At 58.0% G+C, this 20,002-nt stretch carries 23 protein-coding genes and 1 pseudogene; 18 read left to right on the forward strand and 6 right to left on the reverse strand.

The features are described from left to right. Nucleotide 1: 1 nt before the first annotated feature. From CU103_RS18225 to CU103_RS18235, 3 genes are all read left to right on the forward strand, one after another. Nucleotides 2-1,618 (forward strand): ABC transporter ATP-binding protein, encoded by a 1,617-nt coding sequence (locus CU103_RS18225; RefSeq protein ID WP_245448868.1) that lies wholly within the window; start codon nucleotides 2-4, stop codon nucleotides 1,616-1,618. Nucleotides 1,619-1,695: 77 nt separating this feature from the next. Then, the gene (locus CU103_RS18230) at nucleotides 1,696-1,860 is read left to right on the forward strand and encodes a type II toxin-antitoxin system VapB family antitoxin (protein WP_245448870.1); all 165 of its coding nucleotides are present in this window, start codon (nucleotides 1,696-1,698) and stop codon (nucleotides 1,858-1,860) included. 72 nt (nucleotides 1,861-1,932) lie between these two features. Further along, nucleotides 1,933-2,331 carry a type II toxin-antitoxin system VapC family toxin gene (locus tag CU103_RS18235; RefSeq protein ID WP_245448872.1) on the forward strand — a complete coding sequence of 133 codons (399 nt, stop codon included), beginning with the start codon at nucleotides 1,933-1,935 and terminating at the stop codon, nucleotides 2,329-2,331. Nucleotides 2,332-2,346: 15 nt separating this feature from the next. Here the strand turns inward: CU103_RS18235 and CU103_RS18240 are convergent, their stop codons facing one another. The 3 genes from CU103_RS18240 to CU103_RS18250 are packed head-to-tail and all read right to left on the reverse strand — an operon-like array spanning nucleotide 2,347 to nucleotide 4,874. Continuing rightward, nucleotides 2,347-3,282, reverse strand: a complete 936-nt coding sequence (locus CU103_RS18240) for a carbohydrate kinase family protein (protein ID WP_106665455.1) — start codon at nucleotides 3,280-3,282, stop codon at nucleotides 2,347-2,349. A 3-nt stretch (nucleotides 3,283-3,285) separates the two neighbouring features. Beyond that, nucleotides 3,286-3,723 carry an RbsD/FucU family protein gene (locus CU103_RS18245; protein ID WP_106665456.1) on the reverse strand — a complete coding sequence of 146 codons (438 nt, stop codon included), beginning with the start codon at nucleotides 3,721-3,723 and terminating at the stop codon, nucleotides 3,286-3,288. A gap of 2 nt (nucleotides 3,724-3,725) precedes the next feature. Then, nucleotides 3,726-4,874: an ROK family transcriptional regulator gene (locus CU103_RS18250; RefSeq protein ID WP_106665513.1), complete on the reverse strand. Its 1,149-nt coding sequence runs from the start codon at nucleotides 4,872-4,874 to the stop codon at nucleotides 3,726-3,728. A gap of 317 nt (nucleotides 4,875-5,191) precedes the next feature. Between CU103_RS18250 and CU103_RS18255 the strand changes: the two genes are divergently transcribed. The 5 genes from CU103_RS18255 (at nucleotide 5,192) to CU103_RS18275 (ending at nucleotide 9,549) form a co-directional block, all read left to right on the forward strand. Further along, on the forward strand, nucleotides 5,192-6,208 hold the full coding sequence (locus CU103_RS18255) for a sugar ABC transporter substrate-binding protein (RefSeq protein ID WP_106665514.1): 1,017 nt from the start codon (nucleotides 5,192-5,194) through the stop codon (nucleotides 6,206-6,208). 129 nt (nucleotides 6,209-6,337) lie between these two features. Beyond that, entirely contained in the window at nucleotides 6,338-7,420 is a 1,083-nt protein-coding gene (locus CU103_RS18260) for an ABC transporter permease (RefSeq protein WP_106665457.1), read from the forward strand. Continuing rightward, nucleotides 7,420-8,199 carry an ATP-binding cassette domain-containing protein gene (locus CU103_RS18265; RefSeq protein ID WP_106665458.1) on the forward strand — a complete coding sequence of 260 codons (780 nt, stop codon included), beginning with the start codon at nucleotides 7,420-7,422 and terminating at the stop codon, nucleotides 8,197-8,199. The genes CU103_RS18260 and CU103_RS18265 overlap by 1 nt, the downstream gene beginning before the upstream one ends. Before the next feature lie 15 nt (nucleotides 8,200-8,214). Continuing rightward, nucleotides 8,215-8,904 (forward strand): D-lyxose/D-mannose family sugar isomerase, encoded by a 690-nt coding sequence (locus CU103_RS18270; protein WP_106665459.1) that lies wholly within the window; start codon nucleotides 8,215-8,217, stop codon nucleotides 8,902-8,904. 18 nt (nucleotides 8,905-8,922) lie between these two features. Beyond that, complete coding sequence (locus tag CU103_RS18275) at nucleotides 8,923-9,549, forward strand: nucleoside triphosphate hydrolase (protein WP_106665460.1); 627 nt, start codon at nucleotides 8,923-8,925, stop codon at nucleotides 9,547-9,549. 21 nt (nucleotides 9,550-9,570) lie between these two features. Here the strand turns inward: CU103_RS18275 and CU103_RS18280 are convergent, their stop codons facing one another. Next, complete coding sequence (locus CU103_RS18280; protein ID WP_245448874.1) at nucleotides 9,571-10,380, reverse strand: IclR family transcriptional regulator; 810 nt, start codon at nucleotides 10,378-10,380, stop codon at nucleotides 9,571-9,573. A gap of 273 nt (nucleotides 10,381-10,653) precedes the next feature. Here CU103_RS18280 and CU103_RS18285 point away from each other — a divergent pair, with 273 nt between their 5' ends. The 10 genes from CU103_RS18285 to CU103_RS18325 all read left to right on the forward strand — a co-directional run bounded on the left by CU103_RS18285 (nucleotide 10,654) and on the right by CU103_RS18325 (nucleotide 17,935). After that, nucleotides 10,654-11,421, forward strand: coding sequence for an SDR family NAD(P)-dependent oxidoreductase (locus tag CU103_RS18285; protein ID WP_106665461.1), 768 nt, complete (start codon nucleotides 10,654-10,656; stop codon nucleotides 11,419-11,421). After that, a complete protein-coding gene (locus CU103_RS18290; RefSeq protein WP_106665462.1) occupies nucleotides 11,418-12,344 on the forward strand; it encodes a 2-dehydro-3-deoxygalactonokinase in 927 nt (308 codons plus the stop codon). Before CU103_RS18285 ends, CU103_RS18290 begins: the two co-directional genes overlap by 4 nt. Beyond that, a complete protein-coding gene (locus CU103_RS18295) occupies nucleotides 12,341-12,988 on the forward strand; it encodes a 2-dehydro-3-deoxy-6-phosphogalactonate aldolase (protein WP_106665463.1) in 648 nt (215 codons plus the stop codon). Before CU103_RS18290 ends, CU103_RS18295 begins: the two co-directional genes overlap by 4 nt. Further along, nucleotides 12,988-13,863, forward strand: coding sequence for an SMP-30/gluconolactonase/LRE family protein (locus CU103_RS18300; RefSeq protein ID WP_106665464.1), 876 nt, complete (start codon nucleotides 12,988-12,990; stop codon nucleotides 13,861-13,863). Before CU103_RS18295 ends, CU103_RS18300 begins: the two co-directional genes overlap by 1 nt. Before the next feature lie 131 nt (nucleotides 13,864-13,994). After that, the gene (locus CU103_RS18305) at nucleotides 13,995-14,498 is read left to right on the forward strand and encodes a YciE/YciF ferroxidase family protein (RefSeq protein ID WP_106665465.1); all 504 of its coding nucleotides are present in this window, start codon (nucleotides 13,995-13,997) and stop codon (nucleotides 14,496-14,498) included. A 126-nt stretch (nucleotides 14,499-14,624) separates the two neighbouring features. Next, nucleotides 14,625-14,771 (forward strand): hypothetical protein, encoded by a 147-nt coding sequence (locus CU103_RS31460; RefSeq protein WP_162707127.1) that lies wholly within the window; start codon nucleotides 14,625-14,627, stop codon nucleotides 14,769-14,771. A gap of 182 nt (nucleotides 14,772-14,953) precedes the next feature. Beyond that, complete coding sequence (locus CU103_RS18310) at nucleotides 14,954-15,754, forward strand: transporter substrate-binding protein (protein WP_425350614.1); 801 nt, start codon at nucleotides 14,954-14,956, stop codon at nucleotides 15,752-15,754. Between the two features lie 68 nt (nucleotides 15,755-15,822). After that, nucleotides 15,823-16,485, forward strand: coding sequence for an amino acid ABC transporter permease (locus CU103_RS18315; protein WP_106665467.1), 663 nt, complete (start codon nucleotides 15,823-15,825; stop codon nucleotides 16,483-16,485). Nucleotides 16,486-16,489: 4 nt separating this feature from the next. Beyond that, entirely contained in the window at nucleotides 16,490-17,152 is a 663-nt protein-coding gene (locus CU103_RS18320) for an amino acid ABC transporter permease (RefSeq protein WP_106665468.1), read from the forward strand. A 12-nt stretch (nucleotides 17,153-17,164) separates the two neighbouring features. After that, the gene (locus CU103_RS18325; protein ID WP_106665469.1) at nucleotides 17,165-17,935 is read left to right on the forward strand and encodes an amino acid ABC transporter ATP-binding protein; all 771 of its coding nucleotides are present in this window, start codon (nucleotides 17,165-17,167) and stop codon (nucleotides 17,933-17,935) included. A 36-nt stretch (nucleotides 17,936-17,971) separates the two neighbouring features. Here the strand turns inward: CU103_RS18325 and kdgD are convergent. Then, nucleotides 17,972-18,876 (reverse strand): annotated as a pseudogene (gene kdgD / locus CU103_RS18330) (5-dehydro-4-deoxyglucarate dehydratase). Between the two features lie 106 nt (nucleotides 18,877-18,982). Then, nucleotides 18,983-19,711, reverse strand: coding sequence for a FadR/GntR family transcriptional regulator (locus tag CU103_RS18335; protein ID WP_106665516.1), 729 nt, complete (start codon nucleotides 19,709-19,711; stop codon nucleotides 18,983-18,985). Between the last annotated feature and the right edge of the window lie 291 nt (nucleotides 19,712-20,002).

Below are 20,002 nucleotides of genomic sequence, written 5' to 3' on the forward strand. Positions count from 1 at the left end.
CATGACTGCCGATTCAATGGGCACCAACGAAAACGTTTTGTCCGTGCGCGGACTGAAAGTCGACTTCACCACCCCGGACGGCGATGTGAACGCCGTCAAGGGTATCGACCTCGATGTGAAGCCAGGCGAAACGCTCGCCGTCGTCGGCGAATCCGGCTCCGGCAAGAGCCAGACCATGATGGGTATCATGGGGCTGCTCGCCAACAATGGCAGGGTTGCGGGTTCGGCGCGGTATCGCGGCAAGGAGCTGGTCGGGCTGCCGGTCAAGGGCCTCAACGAAGTGCGCGGCTCGAAGATCACCATGATCTTCCAGGAGCCGATGACCTCGCTTGATCCGCTCTATACGATCGGCCGGCAAATCGCCGAACCGCTCGTTCATCACAAGGGCATGACCTTCAAGCAGGCCAAGGTGCGCGTTCTCGAACTGCTCAAGCTCGTCGGCATTCCCGAACCCGAGCGCCGCATGAACTCCTATCCGCATGAAATGTCAGGCGGCCAACGCCAGCGTGTCATGATCGCCATGGCACTGGCCAACGAACCGGATCTGCTGATCGCGGATGAGCCGACGACCGCGCTCGACGTGACGATCCAGGCGCAGATTCTCGATCTCTTGCGCTCGCTCCAACAACGTTTCGGTATGGCTGTCGTGCTCATCACCCACGATCTTGGGATCGTCAAGCATTTTGCCGATCGCGTGGTCGTCATGCGCCGCGGCGAGGTGGTGGAAAAAGGGAGCATCAAGGAGATTTTCGAACAGCCGAAGGAAGACTATACAAAAATGCTTCTGGCCGCCGAACCGAGCGGCATCAAGGAGCCACCGGCAGACACTGCGCCCATCATCCTCGAAGGCCGCAACGTCTCGGTGGATTTCGCCATAGGTGGCGGTTTCTTCTTCGGTTCCAACACATCCTTCCGCGCTGTCGACGGCGTCAGCGTCCGGCTGAAAAAGGGTCAGACCATCGGCATCGTCGGCGAATCCGGCTCCGGCAAATCGACGCTTGGCCGGGCACTGCTGCGGCTCCTGCCCAGCAGCGGCCACTATCATTTTGCCGACAAGAACATATCGAACTTCGATCGCTCCGCCATGCGGCCGCTGCGCAAGGAGTTGCAGCTCGTCTTCCAGGACCCGTACGGCTCGCTGTCGCCGCGCCAGACCGTGGGCGAGATCATCACCGAGGGCCTGCTCATTCACGAACCGCAACTATCACGCGCTGATCGCGACAAGCGAGCCATAGCAGCGCTGAAGGAAGTCGGACTTGATCCGGCCGCGCGCAATCGCTACCCGCATGAGTTCTCCGGCGGTCAGCGCCAGCGTATCGCCATCGCCCGCGCAGTGATCCTGAAGCCGAAGGTGGTCATTCTCGATGAACCCACATCGGCACTGGACCGTTCCGTGCAGGGGCAGGTGATCGAGCTTCTGCGCGACCTGCAGGCGAAGCACGGTCTTTCCTATATCTTCATCAGCCACGATCTCGCGGTGATCAAGGCGATGTCGGACTATGTGATCGTGATGAAGAACGGCAAGATCGTCGAGGAAGGCCCCACCGAGGAAATCTTCGATTCCCCGCACCAGGCCTATACCAAGACGCTGATGGCTGCGGCTTTCGATCTGGAGTGAGCTGCCTTAGCATTCTGTAAGGAAAGCGTTCATTTCATAGACAATCCCGTATCGACGTATAGACGCGGAGCTATAGAATGGCCTTTTCTGTGAAAGACAAGGCGACTGATGAGGCAGTGCGACGGCTGGCAAAACTGAAAAATACCAGTCTCACCGAAGCTATTCGCGAAGCAGTTGTGCATGAATATGAGCGTGCCAGGAGAGAAACTCCAATGCACGAAAAGCTCGCGAAAATTTTTTGAAGAATACGGGAGCTACCCAAAGACTGGCCTGGAAGCAGACAAAGCCTTCTTCGACAACCTTTCGGGTAACGAATGATATTCGTGAATGCATCAGCGGTCATTTCTATCATCGATGGCGAAGAGGACGCTGTTGTCCTTTCCGCACGGATGACTCAAGCTTCGCCCATCTACATATCGCCGGTGGTTATTTTTGAAACTGTGGCTGGTCTTGCCCGCAAGCGCGCTTCACCGATGGAGGTAGCCGAACGATCGGTCGATATATTCATCGAACAGACGGATGCCCAGATCATTGATATAACTGCCGAGATTGGCCGGCATGCCGTCAACGCATTCAACACGTTTGGCCGGGGCCGCCACAAGGCCAGTCTCAATATGGGCGATTGTTTTGCCTATGCGTGCGCGAAGGCACACAATATGCCGCTGTTGCTCAAAGGCAATGACTTCCCCTACACCGACATCGAAGTGGCTTGAGTCGGCCGACGGCGTCTACCCCAGCTCGGAACGCCAGGGTGGATTTGCACCAGCCCGCGAAACAGTCACTGCGGCGGCCTTCACGCCGAGCAGGAGCGCATCGCTGATCTGCGCCCCGGTCAGCGCGGTGAGCGCGGCCTTCGTCAATAGCCCGCCCTCCTCAAGGCATGCCAGCACACCGGCGGTAAACGTATCGCCGGCGCCGACCGTATCGACAACCGGCACTTTCTGGGCCGCGACATGGACGGTGAGATCTGCGGTATAGCCCGTCACACCATCGGCGCCGTGGGTAACGAGAATGAACTTCGGTCCCTGCTTCCCAGCGGGGACAATCCAGCGCCGTGCAATCTCGTCCATGGTCCCGCTTTCGCCGAACCAGCGCATGTCCTCATCGGAAATCTTGACGATATCGGTCATGGCGATCATACGGCGCATGCGGGCGAGATGCTTTTCCTTGTCGGGAATGAATCCCGGCCGGATATTCGGGTCGAGGATGATCACGCGCTTTTCGTGCTCGCGCGCCATCAGCGCCTCATAGGTCGAGCCGCAGGGTTCCGGTATCAGGCTGATGGCGCCGAACTGCAGCGCCGTGACATTGTCGCCGAGTTCGGGCAGGTGTTCGATCGCGAGCGAACGCCCGGCGCTGTTCTCGTCGTAGAACATATAGCTGGCCTGCCCATCGGTCAGGCGCACGAAGGCCAGCGTCGTCGGCTGCGGAGAAATATGCGCATAGCGGGTGCCGACATGATTGGCGGTAAGGCTGTCGAGCAGCATCTGGCCGAAGAAATCGGAAGAAATTCCCGAAAAAAACTCGGTCGGAACGCCGAGCCGTCCAAGAGCAATCGCCGTATTGAACACGGCACCGCCGACATAGGGCGCAAATGCGGGTTCCCCGGCCTCGCTCTTGCGCTGCAGCATATCGATGAGGGCTTCACCACAACATAAAATCATTGATCAATCTTTCTCAGGATATACGACACCCTTGCGGATGATAATATTGGCATAGAGCCGCGGCTCGCTTGTCGCAACAATGGTATGGGCATTTTTCACACGCGCATAGAACGCATTCCCGTCAAGCGCAACCAGCGCGTAATCCGGCGCCCGCCGGGAGCAGACCGCTTCCATCTCCTCATGCACGGGATCGGTAAGCGATGGATTACCTTTAACCGACGCGCGGAATAGGGCTTCCGGCACGAAATCATCGACTGGCAGTACTTGCAATATGGCATCGAGCAGCGGGATGAGCGGCAGCCCATCGGCACGGATCAGCCGCCTTGCATGTTCCAGCGCCGGGTAATTGCCATCGACCAGGGCGATCTCGTCGCCGTGGCCCATGGCGCGCAGCGTCGCCAGCAGCTCCGGCCCCAGCATCGCGGGAATTCCAATCAACATGACTAGTCAACCTTCCTGAAAATCTTCTGTCCAAGCAGAAAGCGGTCGGATAGCGGCAGGCTGGCTGCCCCCAGCGCCCGGGCGTGAATGCCCACCGTTCCTTCGAGGATGGCGGGCAGTTCGATGCCTTCAAGATCGAATGTCTCGACATGCTTGCGGACTGCTTCGACGATACACGCGCGCACGCTGACCGGCATCCAGCCATCGATGATGGCGGCCTCGAAGTCCACGACGGAAGACGAAGCGACAACCGCTTGCGCGATCGCCTTGCCGGCGGTGTCGATCCAATCCTCCAGCTCGGCGCCCATGACGCCCCAGTCCTCAGGCGAGGCCCAAAGCGGCGAAGGATCCCGCCCCAATTCGGTCACGACCCTCTCGAGCGCGGTGATCGAGGCGATGTCGATCAGCTGCCGCGCGGCGCCACCTGGTCCCGGCACCGGCATCGAACCCAGCGCTCCGGCATTGCCGCTGCGTCCCGCATAGAGGCTGCCATTGATGACGATGCCACCGCCGATGAACGAGCCTATGTAGAAATAGACAAAATCATTGACGTCCTTGGTCTGGCCGAACACCAGTTCGGCGCCGCAGGCGGCCGTCATGTCATTTTGAAGATAGACCGGAAACGGGCACAGCGCAGTGACCCGCGCGCGGATATCGCAACCGCGCCACTGGTCCATGATCTCCTGGGGCGCTCCGACCGTATCGGCCCATTTCCACAGTTCAAACGGCGCGGCAATGCCAATTCCGGAAATCCTGTCGCGCTGCTTCTTGGTCAGTCCGCGCATCATCTGCGCAATACCCTCCTTCGCAAAGCGGAAGATCGGTTCCGGCGCCGGATAGTCATACGGCACGTGCAGCATGGAACGGATCTGACCGAGAAAATCAATCAGCACCAGATCGGCGCTGCGGCGCCCGATCTTCAGGCCAAGGAAGAAGGCACCCTCAGGATTGAGCGACATCGGAATGAGCGGCTGGCCGATACGGCCGCGCAATGGTTCCTCGCGTGACAGCAGCTCATCGGCTTCCAGCATGCGCATGATGATCGAGCTTGTCTGCGCCGAAAGTCCCGTCATGCGGGCGATCGCCGTCTTGGCGAGACTGCCATGCTGGCGCAACAGTGACAGGACCACACGCTCGTTGTGGTCGCGCATGCCGCTCTGGTTTGTACCGTGATGGAGCGTCGGCCTGGTTCCTCCCGTGCCGCTGCGCTCCGAAACTCGAATGCCCAAATGGGACTCCTCCAACAATCCGCTGACAATGGAGATATCCGGCAAAGCTGTCAATATTAAATCAGAGTGATTTATTAATGTTGACAGGTTGCAAACAGTGGTATTTGCTAGGGTCCAACACTTGGCCGGGAGGATAACTGTCCGAGATGTTCAACGCTGAACCAGGGTACGACCGTCGTCGGCCCGTCGCGCATTGGCGCGATTTATAGGGAGGAAGTGACATGCGTAGAAGTTTCTATCTGAAATCGACTGTTTTGGGTGCTGCCGCTGTGGCAGTTGCCGCATTTGCCGCTCCGGCGCAGGCTGCCGGTGTGGGCGCCTGCCTGATCACCAAGACCGACACCAACCCCTTCTTCGTCAAGATGAAAGAGGGTGCCCTTGCCAAGTCCAAGGAGCTCGGTGTTGAGCTGAAGACCTATGCCGGCAAGATCGACGGCGACAGCGAAAGCCAGGTTGCCGCCATCGAAACCTGCATCGCCGATGGCGCCAAGGGTATCCTGATCACCGCATCCGACACGGCCGGCATTGTCTCCTCGGTCAAGCAGGCACGCGATGCGGGTCTCCTGGTCATCGCTCTCGACACGCCGCTCGATCCAGCCGATGCGGCCGATGCGACATTCGCCACCGACAATCTGCTTGCCGGCGAGTTGATTGGCAAATGGGCTGCCGGAACCCTTGGCGACAAGGCAAAGGACGCCAAGATTGCATTCCTCGACCTCCTACCGTCACAGCCAACCGTTGATGTTCTGCGCGACCAGGGCTTCATGAAGGGCTTTGGCATTGACGTCGTCGACATCAACAAGATCGGCGACGAAAAGGACCCGCGCATTGTTGGCCATGACGTGACCAACGGCAATGAAGAAGGCGGACGCAAGGCGATGGAAAACCTTCTGCAGAAGGATCCGGGCATCAACGTCGTTCACACGATCAACGAGCCTGCCGCTGCCGGTGCCTATGAGGCATTGAAGGCTTTTGGCAAGGAAAAGGACGTCCTCATCGTTTCCGTTGATGGCGGCTGCCCGGGCGTGAAGAACGTCGAAGCCGGCGTCATTGGCGCAACCTCGCAGCAGTATCCGCTGATGATGGCATCGCTGGGTATCGAAGCGATCAAGAAGTTCGCCGACACGGGTGAAAAGCCCAAGCCGACCGAAGGCAAGAGCTTCTTCGACACGGGCGTCTCGCTGATCACGGACAAACCGGTGCCGGGCCTTGAATCCATCGACGTGAAGACCGGCACGGCCAAGTGCTGGGGCTGATCTGGCCCGATTGACAGAAATATTAGCAGGCGAGGAGAGGACGGTGTAACGTCCTCTCTCCATACTTTATCGGATTGTAGAGCCTCGCATCATTTCAACTCATGCGTTAATGACCCAGGGAGCTGACCCATGACAGAGACCAAAACAACATCAGAGCCGGCGCAGGAGTTCGAGCGCGTGCTTTCACAAAGCGCGACGGCTGTTGCCAGTTTCGACACCCATGAGAGAAGCCCGCTTGAAAAGGTCCGGCATTTCCTCCATTCCAGTCCGGCTTCCGTGCCGCTCATCGTTCTGGTGCTGTCACTGATCATCTTTGCCGTCATTGTCGGCTCGCGCTTCTTCACGCCGTTCGCACTGTCGCTCATCCTGCAACAGGTGGCCATCGTCGGCATTGTCGGCGCTGCGCAGACGCTCGTCGTCCTGACTGCGGGCATCGACCTTTCCGTTGGCGCCATCATGGTGCTGACGTCCGTCATCATGGGTCAATTCACGTTCCGCTATGGCATGCCCGTAGAACTCGCGATCCTGTGCGGCGTGGCGCTCGGCGCGCTGTGCGGCTTTATCAATGGCGTGCTGATTGCCTATTTGAAGTTGCCGCCCTTCATCGTGACCCTCGGCACCTGGCAGATCTATCTGGCAACGACCTACATCTATTCCGCCAACGAGACGATCCGTGCCCAGGATATCGAGACGAATGCAAGGCTGCTGCAGTTCTTCGGCGAGAAGATCAATATCGGGGGGGCCACCTTCACCTATGGTGTCTTCGCCATGCTCGTCCTCATCGCCATCCTTTGGTATGTGCTCAATCACACCGCCTGGGGCCGTCATGTCTATGCCATCGGCGATGATCCCGAAGCGGCGAAGCTTTCCGGCGTCAGGACCAAGAAGGTTCTCATTACGGTTTACGTACTGGCCGGTCTCATCTGCGCCCTGGCCGGCTGGGCTTCGATCGGACGCAATGGTTCGGTTTCTCCGCAAATCGGTCAGTTCGCCAACATTGAATCCATTACAGCAGTGGTGATCGGCGGCATGTCGCTCTTTGGCGGACGTGGCTCCATTCTCGGCATGCTCTTTGGTGCATTGATCGTGGGCGTCTTCTCCTTCGGCATGCGCATGTACGGTACAGACGTTCAATGGACGTACCTTATCATCGGAGTATTGATCATTCTGGCTGTTGCCATCGACCAGTGGATCAGAAAGGTAGCAGGCTGATGTCAAGAGAACCCATCCTCACCGCTCGCGGCCTGGTGAAACGCTATGGACGTGTCACGGCTCTCGATCACGCGGATTTCGACCTCTACCCCGGCGAAGTGCTGGCGGTGATCGGCGACAACGGCGCCGGGAAATCCTCCCTGATCAAAGCGATTTCCGGCGCCATTCATCCCGATGAAGGCGAGATGACGCTCGAAGGCAAGCCGATGCATTTCCGCTCGCCCATGGAAGCGCGCGATGCCGGCATCGAGACCGTCTATCAGACGCTCGCCCTCTCGCCTGCGCTGTCCATCGCCGACAATATGTTCCTGGGCCGCGAGATCAGAAAGCCCGGTATCATGGGCACCTGGTTCCGCATGCTTGATCGCAAGGCCATGGAAAAGCGGGCGCGCGACAAGCTCACTGAACTTGGCCTGATGACCATCCAGAACATCGGCCAGGCGGTGGAAACGCTCTCCGGCGGTCAGCGTCAGGGCGTTGCCGTGGCGCGTGCTGCCGCCTTCGGTTCCAAGGTCGTCATCATGGACGAGCCGACGGCAGCGCTCGGTGTCAAGGAATCCCGCCGTGTCCTCGAACTCATCCAGGATGTGAAAAAACGCGGATTGCCGATTGTGCTGATCTCGCACAATATGCCACACGTGTTCGAAGTGGCGGACCGTATCCACATTCACCGGCTGGGCAAGCGCCTTACCGTGATCGATCCGAAGGAATACACGATGTCGGATGCCGTTGCCTTCATGACCGGCGCCAAGACCCCCCCGGCACAATCCATCGCATAGAGGAAATGAGTGAGAATGAAGCGTTCCGAAGTCAATGAGATCATCCGCGAGAGCGACAAGTTCATCCGCTCGTTCGGCTATGTCATGCCGCCTTTCGCCTATTGGTCACCGCAGGAACTGAAGGCCCGTACCTCCAGCGATTCCAAGGCCATCCTTCAGGCGCGTCTTGGCTGGGACATCACCGATTACGGACAGGGCAAGTTCGATGAACTTGGCTTGTTCCTCTTCACCACCCGCAACGGTAATCAGCAAGACCTGAAAAAGGGCGGCGGCATGCTCTATGCCGAGAAGATCATGATCTCGAGGGAGAGGCAGCTGTCCCCGATGCACCGCCATATCGTCAAGGCGGAAGACATCATCAATCGCGGCGGCGGCACACTCGTCCTCGAGCTGTTCAATTCCAATCCCGACGGCAGCGTCGATGAGAAGACCGATGTTGAGGTGGCGACCGATGGGCGTATCGTGCGCCAGAAGGCTGGCGGCCTGTTGAAGCTCAAGCCGGGTGAGAGCGTCACCCTGCTGCCGGGCAACTGGCATGCATTCTGGGGCGAGGGCGGTGACGTCCTGATCGGCGAAGTCTCGACGGTCAATGATGACCTGACCGACAATATCTTCCGCGAACCGATCGGGCGTTTCTCCTCGATCGACGAGGACGAGGCCCCCTTGCACCTGCTCGTCTCCGATTATGACAAATGGCTTGCTTGATTGGCGCGGCAAAACAGTATGTTGATCACGCTCGACGATCTGGTGCCTGAGCTGCTGGCCCGCGCGGCGAAGACCAAGCGGCTGATCGTGGCCATAGCCGGCCCCCCGGGAGCCGGCAAATCCACCGTGGCCGCGACGCTCTGCGCGGCCATCAACGCCCGCGATCCGGTTGCCGCAGCCGTCGTGCCGATGGATGGGTTCCACCTCGACAATGCCATACTCGACGCGCGGAACCTGCGCAAGCGCAAGGGTTCGCCACCGACATTCGACTGCGCCGGCTTCGAGGTGCTCCTGACGCGCCTGCGCGACACCAGCGAAGATGTCGTCATCCCGTTGTTCGACCGCAAGCTTGATCTGGCACGGGCCGGCGCGGGTATCGTCATGGCAAGCCAGCGCATTCTTTTGGTCGAAGGCAATTACCTTTTGCTCAACCTGCCGCCCTGGGACCGGCTGGCACCGCTCTTCGACGTGACAATTTTTCTTGATGTGGACCGGATCGAACTGGAAAACCGGCTGGTGCAGCGTTGGCTCGGCTTTGGCCATAATGTCGGCTCGGCACAACAGCGCGCCTTGTCAAATGACATGCCCAATGCGGAACTCGTTGTCGAAGAGTCGCGGGATGCGGATTATACCATCAGCAATTGATCGTTTTATCCACAACGATTGTCAGCTCCGGGGCGAAAGCTGCGTTGCCATATCGTCCATGATCGCGGCGGCAGCGACGCGGGTAATCCCAGCCCAGGACCTGAGGACGTCAGGCGTGATCCGATAGGCGGGGCCGGTTACCGAGATACCCGCGATCAGCTGCCTGTCAGCGGAATGAATTGGCGCCGCAACGCAACAGATACCGGTCTCATGTTCTTCCCGGTCATAGGCATTGCCCTCGGCGCGGATAAATTCGATTTCACTAAGCAGAGCCTGGCGGTCAGCGAGCGTGTTTGGCGTAAACTTCCGGAAACTGATCCGACCCAGTCGCGCGCGCAATTCATCATCGGGCAGAGCGGAAAGCGCCGCCTTGCCGACGCCGGTACACCAGGCTGGCGCAGTATTGCCGATCTGCGAAACCATGCGTATGTTTTGCCGGCTTTCAATCTTGTCGACGTAGACCACATCTGTGTTGCGCAGAACACCGAGATGGACCGTCTCGCCGGTCGCCTCGTGCAATCTGTGCAGATGCGGTTCGGCTATCGTGCGGAAGCGGTTGCTGGCCCAGGCCTTCGCAGCGAACTGCAGCAGCCGCAAACCGAGCTCATAGGAGTGGTCGCGGTTGACAGTCAGCAGCCCTTCCTCGATCAGGTTGGAGATCTGCCGGTGCAGGGTGCCACGCGGCTGGTTGGTGAGTTGAAGCACGTCGGTAAAGCGCAGCGGTCCGGACGAAGCGGCGATGATATCAAGGACGGCGATAGCCTTGCCGAGCGTGCCCGTTCCTGCCGGTTCCCTGACGTTTTGCGCACGGATGGGCAGGCTTTTTTTCACGACCCGGCCTCCCGGATCTTCCCGCACCGGTTCACCCCCATTACATTGGAACGGATCGCAGGTCCGGCGCAGCGCTCGTGCAACCGTCCGCCATGCCTGCTGAAGGACTGCCGATTCTGGCCCAACTCTAACAACCTCCGCAAGAATTTTCAGTTGTGTGAAGCTGTAAAAAGGCGTCACATCTTGACTTGTTCCATTCTAGTATGACAATTCAGCATAGTCAAACTATGTTCCATATAATGGAACTCCTATTAATCCTGGGAGACCACCACCATGATGCCTTCTGCAATCTTCCCGGACCTGAAAGACCGCTCCGTCCTCATCACCGGGGGCGGCTCCGGCATCGGCGCCGCACTGACCGAGGGCTTCATCGCCCAAGGCGCGCGCGTCGCCTTCATCGACATCGCCGAAAAACCCTCGCAGGCCTTGGCAGGGCGGCTGGAAAAGCAATACGGCAACGGGCCATTCTATTTGAATGCAGACATTACCGACGTTGAGCTACTGCGCAATGCCATCGCCCAAGCCATTGATAAGAACGGACCAATTACCGTCCTCGTCAATAATGCGGCCTGGGACGACAGGCATGATATCGACGATGTGACGGTCGAATACTGGGACCGGAACCAGGCCATCAACCTGCGGCCGCAATTCTTCGCAGCGCAGGCTGTCGTGCCGGGAATGCGTGAGGCAGGCGGCGGTTCCATTATCAATTTCACTTCGACATCATTCATGATCAACCAGGGCGATATGCCTTCCTATACGGCGGCGAAATCTGGAATCATTGGACTTACCAAGGGGTTGGCCGGACGGCTGGGACCAGAGAAGATCCGCGTCAATGCCATTGCGCCGGGTTGGGTGATGACGCCACGCCAGCGCGAACATTGGGTGACCGAAGAAGGTCTCAAGACCCATATCAACAAGCAGGTGCTGCGTGAGGAAATTCAGCCCGGCGACATGGTTGGCCCCTGCCTGTTCCTTGCCTCGGACGCCGCCCGCATGCTTAGCGCCCAGACGCTTATTGTCGATGGTGGCTATCTGTGAGCACCGTGCCTGCCTACGCATTAAGTGATTGGGGAACTAGCCGTTTTCGCCTTTGGCTCGTTGACGGGAACGGTCAGGTTCTGGTGGAGAAGCGCTCCGAGGACGGGCTGGATGCCTCCCGCGCCCGCGGCTTTGCCGCGACGTTGGAAAGTCATCTTGCCGGACTCGGAGCCCCTGCCGACCTGCCGGTTGTCATCTGCGGTATGGCGGGTTCGCGGCAGGGCTGGGTCGAAGCGAATTACGTGCCGGTTCCGGCCGATCTGCAAGCGATCCTTTCGGGCACGGTAAAGATCGAAACCATCTTGCGTGACGTGCGGATCATCCCCGGCCTGTCGCAGTCGGGCACCGCCCCGAACGTCATGCGCGGCGAGGAAACGCAATTGCTCGGTGCCATCCTCACCAAGAATTTAAGCAATGGAATCATTGCGATGCCAGGTACCCACTCCAAATGGGTCGAGCTCGTCGACGGTCGAGCCAAGTCGTTTTCCACCTACCTGACGGGCGAGCTTTATGCGCTACTCGCCTCGCAATCGATCCTGCGCCATTCGATTGGCGAGGCCGCTGCTTTTGCCTCGCCGGACCATCCTCAGTTCACCGCAGCGCTCCGACTGATGTTTTCTGGCGAAAGAATGCTGGGCGAACTCTTCGGCATCCGCGCGGCCATGCTGCTTGACAATTTGCCACCGGTGGGCGCTGCTTCGCGGTTGTCGGGTCTGCTCATTGGCGCGGAGATTGCTGCTGCGAAGGCAAGGCAGAACGGCAAGGTCACCCTCGTCGCGTCCGGCGCCATGGCCGGGCTCTATGGCAGGGCGCTCGAGGTTGCCGGCCTCGATCATGATTTTGTCGATGCCGACGAAGCCGTACGCAAAGGCCTGTTCGTCGCCGCATCCGGCATCTGGCCCAGCGAAGGACGATCCAAATGACACAGATCTCGGCTCCCTGGCCGGCGCTGAAGCGCAACCTCATCGCCATTCTGCGCGGTGTCAAACCAGACGAGGTGCTGGCCATTGGCAAGGAACTGGTAAATGCAGGAATCGAGGTGATCGAGGTTCCGCTGAATTCGCCGGATCCGTTCCAATCCATTGAATTGCTTGCCAAAACACTTCCAGCTTATGTGCTGATTGGTGCCGGCACAGTGCTCGATCCGGCCGACATTGGGCGGCTGGATTCGGCCGGCGGGCGTCTGATGATCAGCCCCAATGTCGATGTCAATGTCCTGGCTGCCGCTGCTGAAGCGGGCATGGTGACGATGCCGGGCGTCTTTACCCCGACCGAAGCGCTCACTGCCCTGAAAGCCGGTGCGTCCGGCCTGAAGTTCTTCCCGGCGAGCGTTCTTGGCCCCGACGGCATCAAGGCCATTAGCGCAGTATTGCCGAAAGGCGCGGTGATTGGCGCCGTCGGCGGCGTCGACGAGAGTGGCTTTGCTGCCTATGCCAAGGTGGGCGTGCGCACATTCGGCCTCGGCTCGAGCCTATACAAGGTGGGCGCTTCTTCATCCTTTGTCCGCGACCGGGCAAAGGCAACGGTGGATGCCTATGATCGCGTTTTCGCAAGCGGAACCCTATGATGGACGAGCCGAAGATCAGCATTTTTCATGATGTGGCGTGCGAATTGGGCGAAGGGCCGGGCTATGATCCTCTGACCAAGAACGTCTGGTGGTTCGATATCGTCAGCGGACGGCTGTTCGAAAAGCCGCTTGCCGGCGGCAAAGCTGAAATTCATACCCTTGGACAGATGGCCAGCGCTCTGGCCATTATTGACGAAAAGCGACAGCTCATCGCTACCGAGACCGGGCTCTTCATTCGTGATCGCCAGACCGGTCACACCACGATGCACCAGCCGATCGAGGCGGAAAATCCTGCCACACGCTCCAATGACGGGCGGGTGCATCCCGCGGGAGCGTTTTGGATCGGCACGATGGGAAAAAAATGCGAGATGGGCGCTGGCTCGATCTATTGGTATCGGCAAGGCGAATTGCGCAGGCTTTTCAGCGACATATCGATTACCAACTCAATCAGCTTTTCCCCCGATGGACGCATCGCTTATTTCGCCGACACCGGCAAGAACATCATTTGGCGTGTCGATACAGACCCTGAGACCGGGCTTCCCATCACCGAGCCTGCACTATTTTATCAACACAAGGAAAAGGGCGGTGTCGATGGCTCGGTTGTCGATGGCGAGGGCAATTTGTGGAACGCCTGTTGGGGCCGATCGAGCGTTGACGTCTATTCGCCGGCGGGAAAACGCATACGCTCCATAGCAATGCCGGTCCGGCAACCCTCCTGTCCCGCCTTTGTCGGCGTGGAAACGGCCAATCTTATCGTGACAACGGCCTATCATGAGATGAGCGAACGGGTCCACAGGTCCGATCCTGACGCCGGAAAAACCTTTCTTGTCGAGCTTGCCGGCAAAGGCCGCCTTGATCCTCCTGTCAGGATATAGCGCGCGCAATCGGAAGGAACCATTGCGCCGCGACACCGTTATTTGCTGTGTAACCGACCCCAATAAGCGACTGCTTGCGGATGTCATCAGACGGCCGAATGGTTGTGCGCGTCTAAAATCAGGAGGACAAAATGGGTTTCTTTTCCAAGGATATCAAAACCATGGACGATCTTTTCGTCCACACGCTGCGTGACATTTATTACGCGGAAAATCAGATCGTGAAGGCATTGCCGGAAATGATCGACAAGGCGTCCGATCAAGAGTTGAAGGACGGTTTCGAGCGCCATTTGCAGGAAACCGAACTTCAGATCGAAAGACTGGAGCAGGTTTTCAAACTGCATGGGGTAGAGGTCAGCGGCGTCAATTGCCCGGCGATCGATGGCATTCTTGAAGAAGCCGATGAAGTCGCCGGCGAGGTTGATGACGACAAGGTGCTGGATGCCGCGCTTATCGCCGCTGCACAAGCTGTCGAGCATTATGAAATCACCCGCTACGGCACTTTGATAGCCTGGGCAAAGCAGCTTGGCCGCAATGATTGCGCCGCCTTGCTGCAGGAAAACCTCAAGGAAGAAATGCAGACCGACAAGGCATTGACGGCTATGGCTGAAAGCCGCGTCAACACGGCCGCCGCCTAATTTTCCTTCCGTTTTGCAAAAGGTCCGCATCGGTGATGCGGGCCTCTTTTGCGTTGTGTAGAATGGGAACAATCGTCACCACAACCCGTTCAATCGTGCGAGACCTACGAACAATCGAGGTTCGACATGGCAAAGAGAATTAATGCTGAAGATGCGAAACAGGTCAGACAGGACTATCCGCTCCTGGCCATCTTGACGGTCTCTTTGGGCTTGGCGGCGCTCGTCTGGCTTGTCGTTGAGGTTTATGGTCAGCTTATCGCCTACGGCATGTAGTTCAGCTCAGCTCCCCGCTAAATGCCGCTTGACAAGTTGCAGTACCTGTCATTTTATTAGCAATCCATTATTAGGTATTATATTCCATTATAATGGACCAGAATATAACATTCGCTTCGACGAATAGGGGAACTAAAATGTCCAAACGATTTTATCTTGCGGCCGCTGTTGCCGCACTTTCCATGATGCCTTCGCTCGGCGCGTTCGCCCAGGAAACCAAGAGCAAACTTGATGAGGTTCTGGCTCGCGGCCATCTGGTGCTTGGTACCGGCAGCACCAATGCGCCATGGCATTTCAAGAGTGCTGACGACAAGCTGCAAGGCTTCGACGTTGACATGGGCCATATCATTGCCAAGGCTCTTTTCAACGATCCCGAGAAAATTGAATTCGTCAATCAATCTTCGGATGCCCGCATCCCGAACATCACCACTGACAAGGTCGATATCACCTGTCAGTTCATGACCGTCACCGGTGAACGGGCACAACAGATCGCCTTCACTATTCCCTATTACCGGGAAGGCGTCGGTCTCATGCTCAAGGCCGACAGCAAATATGCTGATTATGCTGCGCTGAAAGCGGCGGGCTCGTCCGTTACGATCTCCGTCCTGCAGAATGTCTATGCCGAGAGCATGGTGCATGCGGCCCTGCCGGAAGCCAAGGTCGATCAATATGAGTCCGTGGACCTGATCTATCAGGCGCTGGAATCCGGCCGCGCCGATGCGGCTGCGACCGATCAGTCGTCGCTCGCCTGGTACATGACCCAGAACCAGGGGCGCTACAAGGATGCCGGTTATGGCTGGAACCCGCAGACCTATGCCTGCGGTGTCAAGCGCGGCGACCAGGATTGGCTGAATTTCGTCAACACGGCACTGCACGAAGCCATGACAGGCGTCGAGTTCGATTTCTATGCTAAATCGTTCAAGACCTGGTTCGGCAAGGATCTGACACCACCGCAAATCGGTTTCCCGGTCGAGTATAAGTAACCCCGGTCATCCCGCGGCTCCGGCTTCGCCGGAGCCGTGCTCTTGTGGTTTGGAACGGTGAGCGCTTCATGGGCTATACACTGAATTTCGCTGCGGTGTGGCGCAGCTTCGACCTTTTGCTCGAAGGACTGGCGCTGAGCCTTGCTCTGGCCTTTGCTGCCATTGCCATAGGCGCCGTGATCGGCCTTTTCACCGCGTTTTGTCTGATCTCGAAGAATGGCTTCATCCAGCGTCCCGCCGGCACATACGTGACGATCATCCGCAACACGCCAATCCTGGTGCTGGTCCTGTTCACCTATTTCGCACTGCCGCAAATTGGGTTCCGCCTTGGCAAGATCGAAAGTTTTGTCTTCACGCTTGCTCTTTATTCCGGCGCCTACCTCGCGGAAGTTTTTCGCGCAGGACTATTGTCAATTCCAGGCGGCCTGCGCGAAGCAGGTCTCGCCATCGGCCTGACCGAAATGCAGATTCGCACCTCCATTATCGCACCATTGATGCTCCGCAACGTCCTGCCATCGCTCAGCAGCACCATTATATCGCTGTTCAAGGACACCTCGCTGGCTGCTGCGATTGCCGTGCCGGAACTGACCTTCGAGGCGCGCAAGATCAATGTCGAAACATTTCGCGTAATCGAGACATGGATCGTTGCGAGCTGCCTCTACGTGTTTACCTGTTCGATCCTCGCGGCGCTGATGCGCGCTGTCGAGCGTCGCCTGTCATTGCCGAGGTGATGTGATGGATATTGCGCATTTCCTCGATGTTCTCTGGCTTGCACGCTTGCCGATCCTAAAGGGTCTTGGGGTTACGATTTCGATCTCGTTCCTGGCGATCTGTTTCGGCACAGTGCTCGGTCTTTTTGTCGGCTTGGCCCTGACCTACGGTGTTCGCCCGCTGCGCTGGATTGTTCGAGGATATACGGACTTCATCCGCGGTACCCCGGTGCTGGTCCTCGTCCTTGCAAGCTATTATGTCCTTGGCACGATTGGCCTGGACCTTGGACCATTCCAGGCTGGTGTTCTGGCGCTTGCAGTCTTCTGCAGTTCGCATGTTGGCGAAATCGTGCGCGGCGCGCTGCAGTCGATCCCTAAAGGACAGACCGAAGCTGCCAAGGCAATCGGCCTGACCTTCCCGCAAACCTTTGCCTATGTGCTGGGACCGCAGGCGCTGCGTCAAGTCTTGCCGGCATGGGTCAACACAGCTGCGGAAATGGTCAAGGCCTCGACCTTGCTCTCCATCATCGGCGTTGCCGAGCTGTTGTTGCGAACGCAAGAACTGATCTCACGCGCATTCATGAGCCTCGAATTCTATTTGTTCGCCGGCTTGCTCTATTTCACCATCAACTACGCCATCGAGCGTTTCGGCCGCTATGTCGAACGCAAGACTGCAGTTCCCTCGTAAGGATGTCCGCCGATGTCAAATAACCTGCTTGAAATCCGCGACCTGCACAAAAGCTACGGCGATGTCGAAGTTTTAAAAGGTGTCGACTGCACCATGTCGCAAGGCGACGTCATCAGCATTATCGGGTCAAGCGGCTCCGGCAAGACAACAATGCTGCGCTGTATCAACATGCTGGAAGAATTTCAGGGCGGCTCGATCAGCATTGACGGGCAGGAGATCGGCTACGAAACTGTTGGTGGAGAGCGCCGCCGCAAGAAGGAAAAGGAGATCGCGCGCCAGCGGGCACTGACCGGCATGGCCTTCCAGCAGTTCAATCTCTTCCCGCATATGACCGCCGCCCGCAATGTCATGCTTGGCCTGATGAAGGTGAAGAGACTGAGCAAGGAGGAAGCGCGGGCCCTTGCCGAGAAATGGCTGGACCGCGTTGGGCTTCGTGGGCGCGCCGACCACTTCCCCGGACAGCTTTCCGGCGGCCAGCAGCAGCGCGTGGCCATTGCTCGGGCCATCGCCATGAACCCCAGACTGATGCTGTTTGACGAAGTGACGTCGGCCCTTGATCCGGAGCTTGTCAACGAAGTGCTGCAGGTGATCAAGGCGCTGGCCCAGGACGGAATGAGTATGCTGCTCGTCACTCACGAAATGCGTTTCGCCTATGAGGTTTCCAACCGGGTCATCTTCATGAATGAGGGGCGAATCGGCGAGGAGGGCAATCCGCGCGAGATGTTCCACAAGCCGAAGAGCGAACGGCTTGCAGAGTTTTTGAAAACATCAAGCTTCGGTTGAGCGGCAGGTTGCAAGCCAATCAGGTTTGCTGGCCAATCAGGTTTGCTGGCCCAGTCGTTCGATAAGTTCCCCCAGATCCTCTCGGTCCCGGGCTGTGCAGTCCACAAGTGGCGCGCACACCTCCGGCAGACCGGCCAACGATCGATGCACCCGCCTTGACGATGCTTACGGCATTGCCGGCAACGCGGTTGCGAATGGCAATGTAGGGTAAGAAGAACTCGCTCAACAATCTTGCCGTCGTCTCCCGGTCATCTTCGGCGACTGCCTTGTAGAAGGTGAGGGCGGTTCGCGGAATGAAATTGAAGACGGCCGACGAATAGACATCGACACCCATAGCCTTATAGGCCTGCGCATAGACCTCAGCGGTGGGCAAGCCGCCGAGGTAGGCGAACCGATCACCGAGCCGGTGGCGGTTCGAAACCATATTCTCAATGTCGCCCGCGCCATCCATAAAGCCGATGAGGTTCGGGCATTTTTCGGCAAGGCGTTCCAACGCATCTGCGTTCAACCTGCACACATTGCCGTTGTAGACGATGACGCCAAGGCTTGTCGCAGCACAGACCGCCTCGACATGTCGGCAAAGCCCTCGGTGCCGGTTTCAGTCAGATAGTGCGGCAGCAAGAGCAGTCCGGCAGCACCGTTCTTTTCTGCAGCTCGTGCCATCTCCGCGGCCATGCGCGTTCCGTATGCAGCTGCAGCGATAATGGGCACTTGCCCACCGCAAGCTGCAACTGCGGTATGAACCACTTGCTCATGTTCGGCCGGCGTCAGCGAAAACCCTTCGCCCGTCCCGCCACCGACAAACAGCGCCGAGGCACCATAAGGCGCAAGCCATTCCAGACGTTTGGCGTAGGAATCCGGCTGGAAGTCGCCAGCCTCATTGAATCAGTGATGGGGAAGGACAGGAGACCGGAGCTGACTGTTTGCTTGAGTGCCTGGATGGGAGCCTCGTCTGGAATAGAACGTTCCGACGATTACCACCATGTATGTCATCCTACCACTACAAAGGCGACTGCGTACTGACTTGCTTTCAACTCATCGGGCGAGTTAGGCCTGCCGTTGATCCGCGTGCAGGGCACTGTTGCGCAGCCGGTCGCGGCTGCTGCCAAGGTGAAGGCGCATGGCGGCGCGGGCACCTTCCACGTCCTGCGCCCTGATGGCCTGGTAGATCTGGTCGTGCTCGCGATTGATCCGTTCCAGATATTCACGCTGTGGCAAACCATTGATCCGATGGGTTTGCAGCCGCGCGCGCGGAATCAAGACCTCGCCGAGATAGTTGAACATACTCAGAAAGTGCCGGTTTTTTGTTGCAATTGCGATTGCGCGATGAAATTCAAGGTCGGCGTGGATCGAACTTTCATCCCGCTCTATGGCTTCATTCATCAGGTCGAGCGCATTTTTGATTCTCGCAAGATCTTCCTCGTCGCGACGCACCGCCGCCAAGGCAGCAGCCTCAAGCTCGATGCTGATTCTCAGCTCCATAACGCCGACAATTTCCTCGACGAGTTCGAGATTGTCTTCTTCAATCCGGAACGCCACCGCAGGAATGTCTTTAAGCACGAAAGCCCCGATGCCCTGTTGGGTGTGAACCAGTCCTTTGGCTTTCAAATTGGCGATCGCTTCGCGCACCACGGTCCGACTCACATTGAATTCGGCGATCATGTCCTGCTCTGTCGGCAACCGTTCGCCGCGCTTGTAATGGCCGGACGTAATCCGGTCTGCAACCGCCTTAACCAATTGACCTGTAAGCGTTTCTCGTTTGCCAAGACCGGCCATTTGCACCTTCTTTGCTTCCACCAGGCAGCGCCGCTCGCCGTTCCTGGAGCAGCATGCCAGAGGCGTCGTGTTAACAAAGTAAGATATCATATATTCATGGAATGAAAACTGCGCCACCGACATTTCCTCATAAAATCAAACACTTTGCGCAGATCTGGCTTTGGACCGTGCCGTGCACACGCGCCTTTGCCCAGCCACCGCAACGGCAAATTCGCCCCTTGCCGGCTCGCCAAATCAATACTACGACGTCATACAACATAGAACGCTGCTCATAGGGAGGAAAACTGTGTC

This window comes from Phyllobacterium sophorae (genome assembly GCF_003010965.1).
Taxonomy (GTDB): domain Bacteria; phylum Pseudomonadota; class Alphaproteobacteria; order Rhizobiales; family Rhizobiaceae; genus Phyllobacterium; species Phyllobacterium sophorae.

Bases quoted from the DNA above. Each gene is read 5' to 3' on its own strand.
- CU103_RS18225 (WP_245448868.1), top strand. From the start codon at position 2: ATGACTGCCGATTCAATGGGCACCAACGAAAACGTTTTGTCCGTGCGC.
- CU103_RS18230 (WP_245448870.1), top strand. From the start codon at position 1,696: ATGGCCTTTTCTGTGAAAGACAAGGCGACTGATGAGGCAGTGCGACGG.
- CU103_RS18235 (WP_245448872.1), top strand. From the start codon at position 1,933: ATGATATTCGTGAATGCATCAGCGGTCATTTCTATCATCGATGGCGAA.
- CU103_RS18240 (WP_106665455.1), bottom strand. From the start codon at position 3,282: ATGATTTTATGTTGTGGTGAAGCCCTCATCGATATGCTGCAGCGCAAG.
- CU103_RS18245 (WP_106665456.1), bottom strand. From the start codon at position 3,723: ATGTTGATTGGAATTCCCGCGATGCTGGGGCCGGAGCTGCTGGCGACG.
- CU103_RS18250 (WP_106665513.1), bottom strand. From the start codon at position 4,874: ATGCGCGACCACAACGAGCGTGTGGTCCTGTCACTGTTGCGCCAGCAT.
- CU103_RS18260 (WP_106665457.1), top strand. From the start codon at position 6,338: ATGACAGAGACCAAAACAACATCAGAGCCGGCGCAGGAGTTCGAGCGC.
- CU103_RS18265 (WP_106665458.1), top strand. From the start codon at position 7,420: ATGTCAAGAGAACCCATCCTCACCGCTCGCGGCCTGGTGAAACGCTAT.
- CU103_RS18270 (WP_106665459.1), top strand. From the start codon at position 8,215: ATGAAGCGTTCCGAAGTCAATGAGATCATCCGCGAGAGCGACAAGTTC.
- CU103_RS18275 (WP_106665460.1), top strand. From the start codon at position 8,923: ATGTTGATCACGCTCGACGATCTGGTGCCTGAGCTGCTGGCCCGCGCG.
- CU103_RS18285 (WP_106665461.1), top strand. From the start codon at position 10,654: ATGATGCCTTCTGCAATCTTCCCGGACCTGAAAGACCGCTCCGTCCTC.
- CU103_RS18295 (WP_106665463.1), top strand. From the start codon at position 12,341: ATGACACAGATCTCGGCTCCCTGGCCGGCGCTGAAGCGCAACCTCATC.
- CU103_RS18300 (WP_106665464.1), top strand. From the start codon at position 12,988: ATGGACGAGCCGAAGATCAGCATTTTTCATGATGTGGCGTGCGAATTG.
- CU103_RS18305 (WP_106665465.1), top strand. From the start codon at position 13,995: ATGGGTTTCTTTTCCAAGGATATCAAAACCATGGACGATCTTTTCGTC.
- CU103_RS31460 (WP_162707127.1), top strand. From the start codon at position 14,625: ATGGCAAAGAGAATTAATGCTGAAGATGCGAAACAGGTCAGACAGGAC.
- CU103_RS18310 (WP_425350614.1), top strand. From the start codon at position 14,954: ATGATGCCTTCGCTCGGCGCGTTCGCCCAGGAAACCAAGAGCAAACTT.
- CU103_RS18315 (WP_106665467.1), top strand. From the start codon at position 15,823: ATGGGCTATACACTGAATTTCGCTGCGGTGTGGCGCAGCTTCGACCTT.
- CU103_RS18320 (WP_106665468.1), top strand. From the start codon at position 16,490: ATGGATATTGCGCATTTCCTCGATGTTCTCTGGCTTGCACGCTTGCCG.
- CU103_RS18325 (WP_106665469.1), top strand. From the start codon at position 17,165: ATGTCAAATAACCTGCTTGAAATCCGCGACCTGCACAAAAGCTACGGC.
- CU103_RS18335 (WP_106665516.1), bottom strand. From the start codon at position 19,711: ATGGCCGGTCTTGGCAAACGAGAAACGCTTACAGGTCAATTGGTTAAG.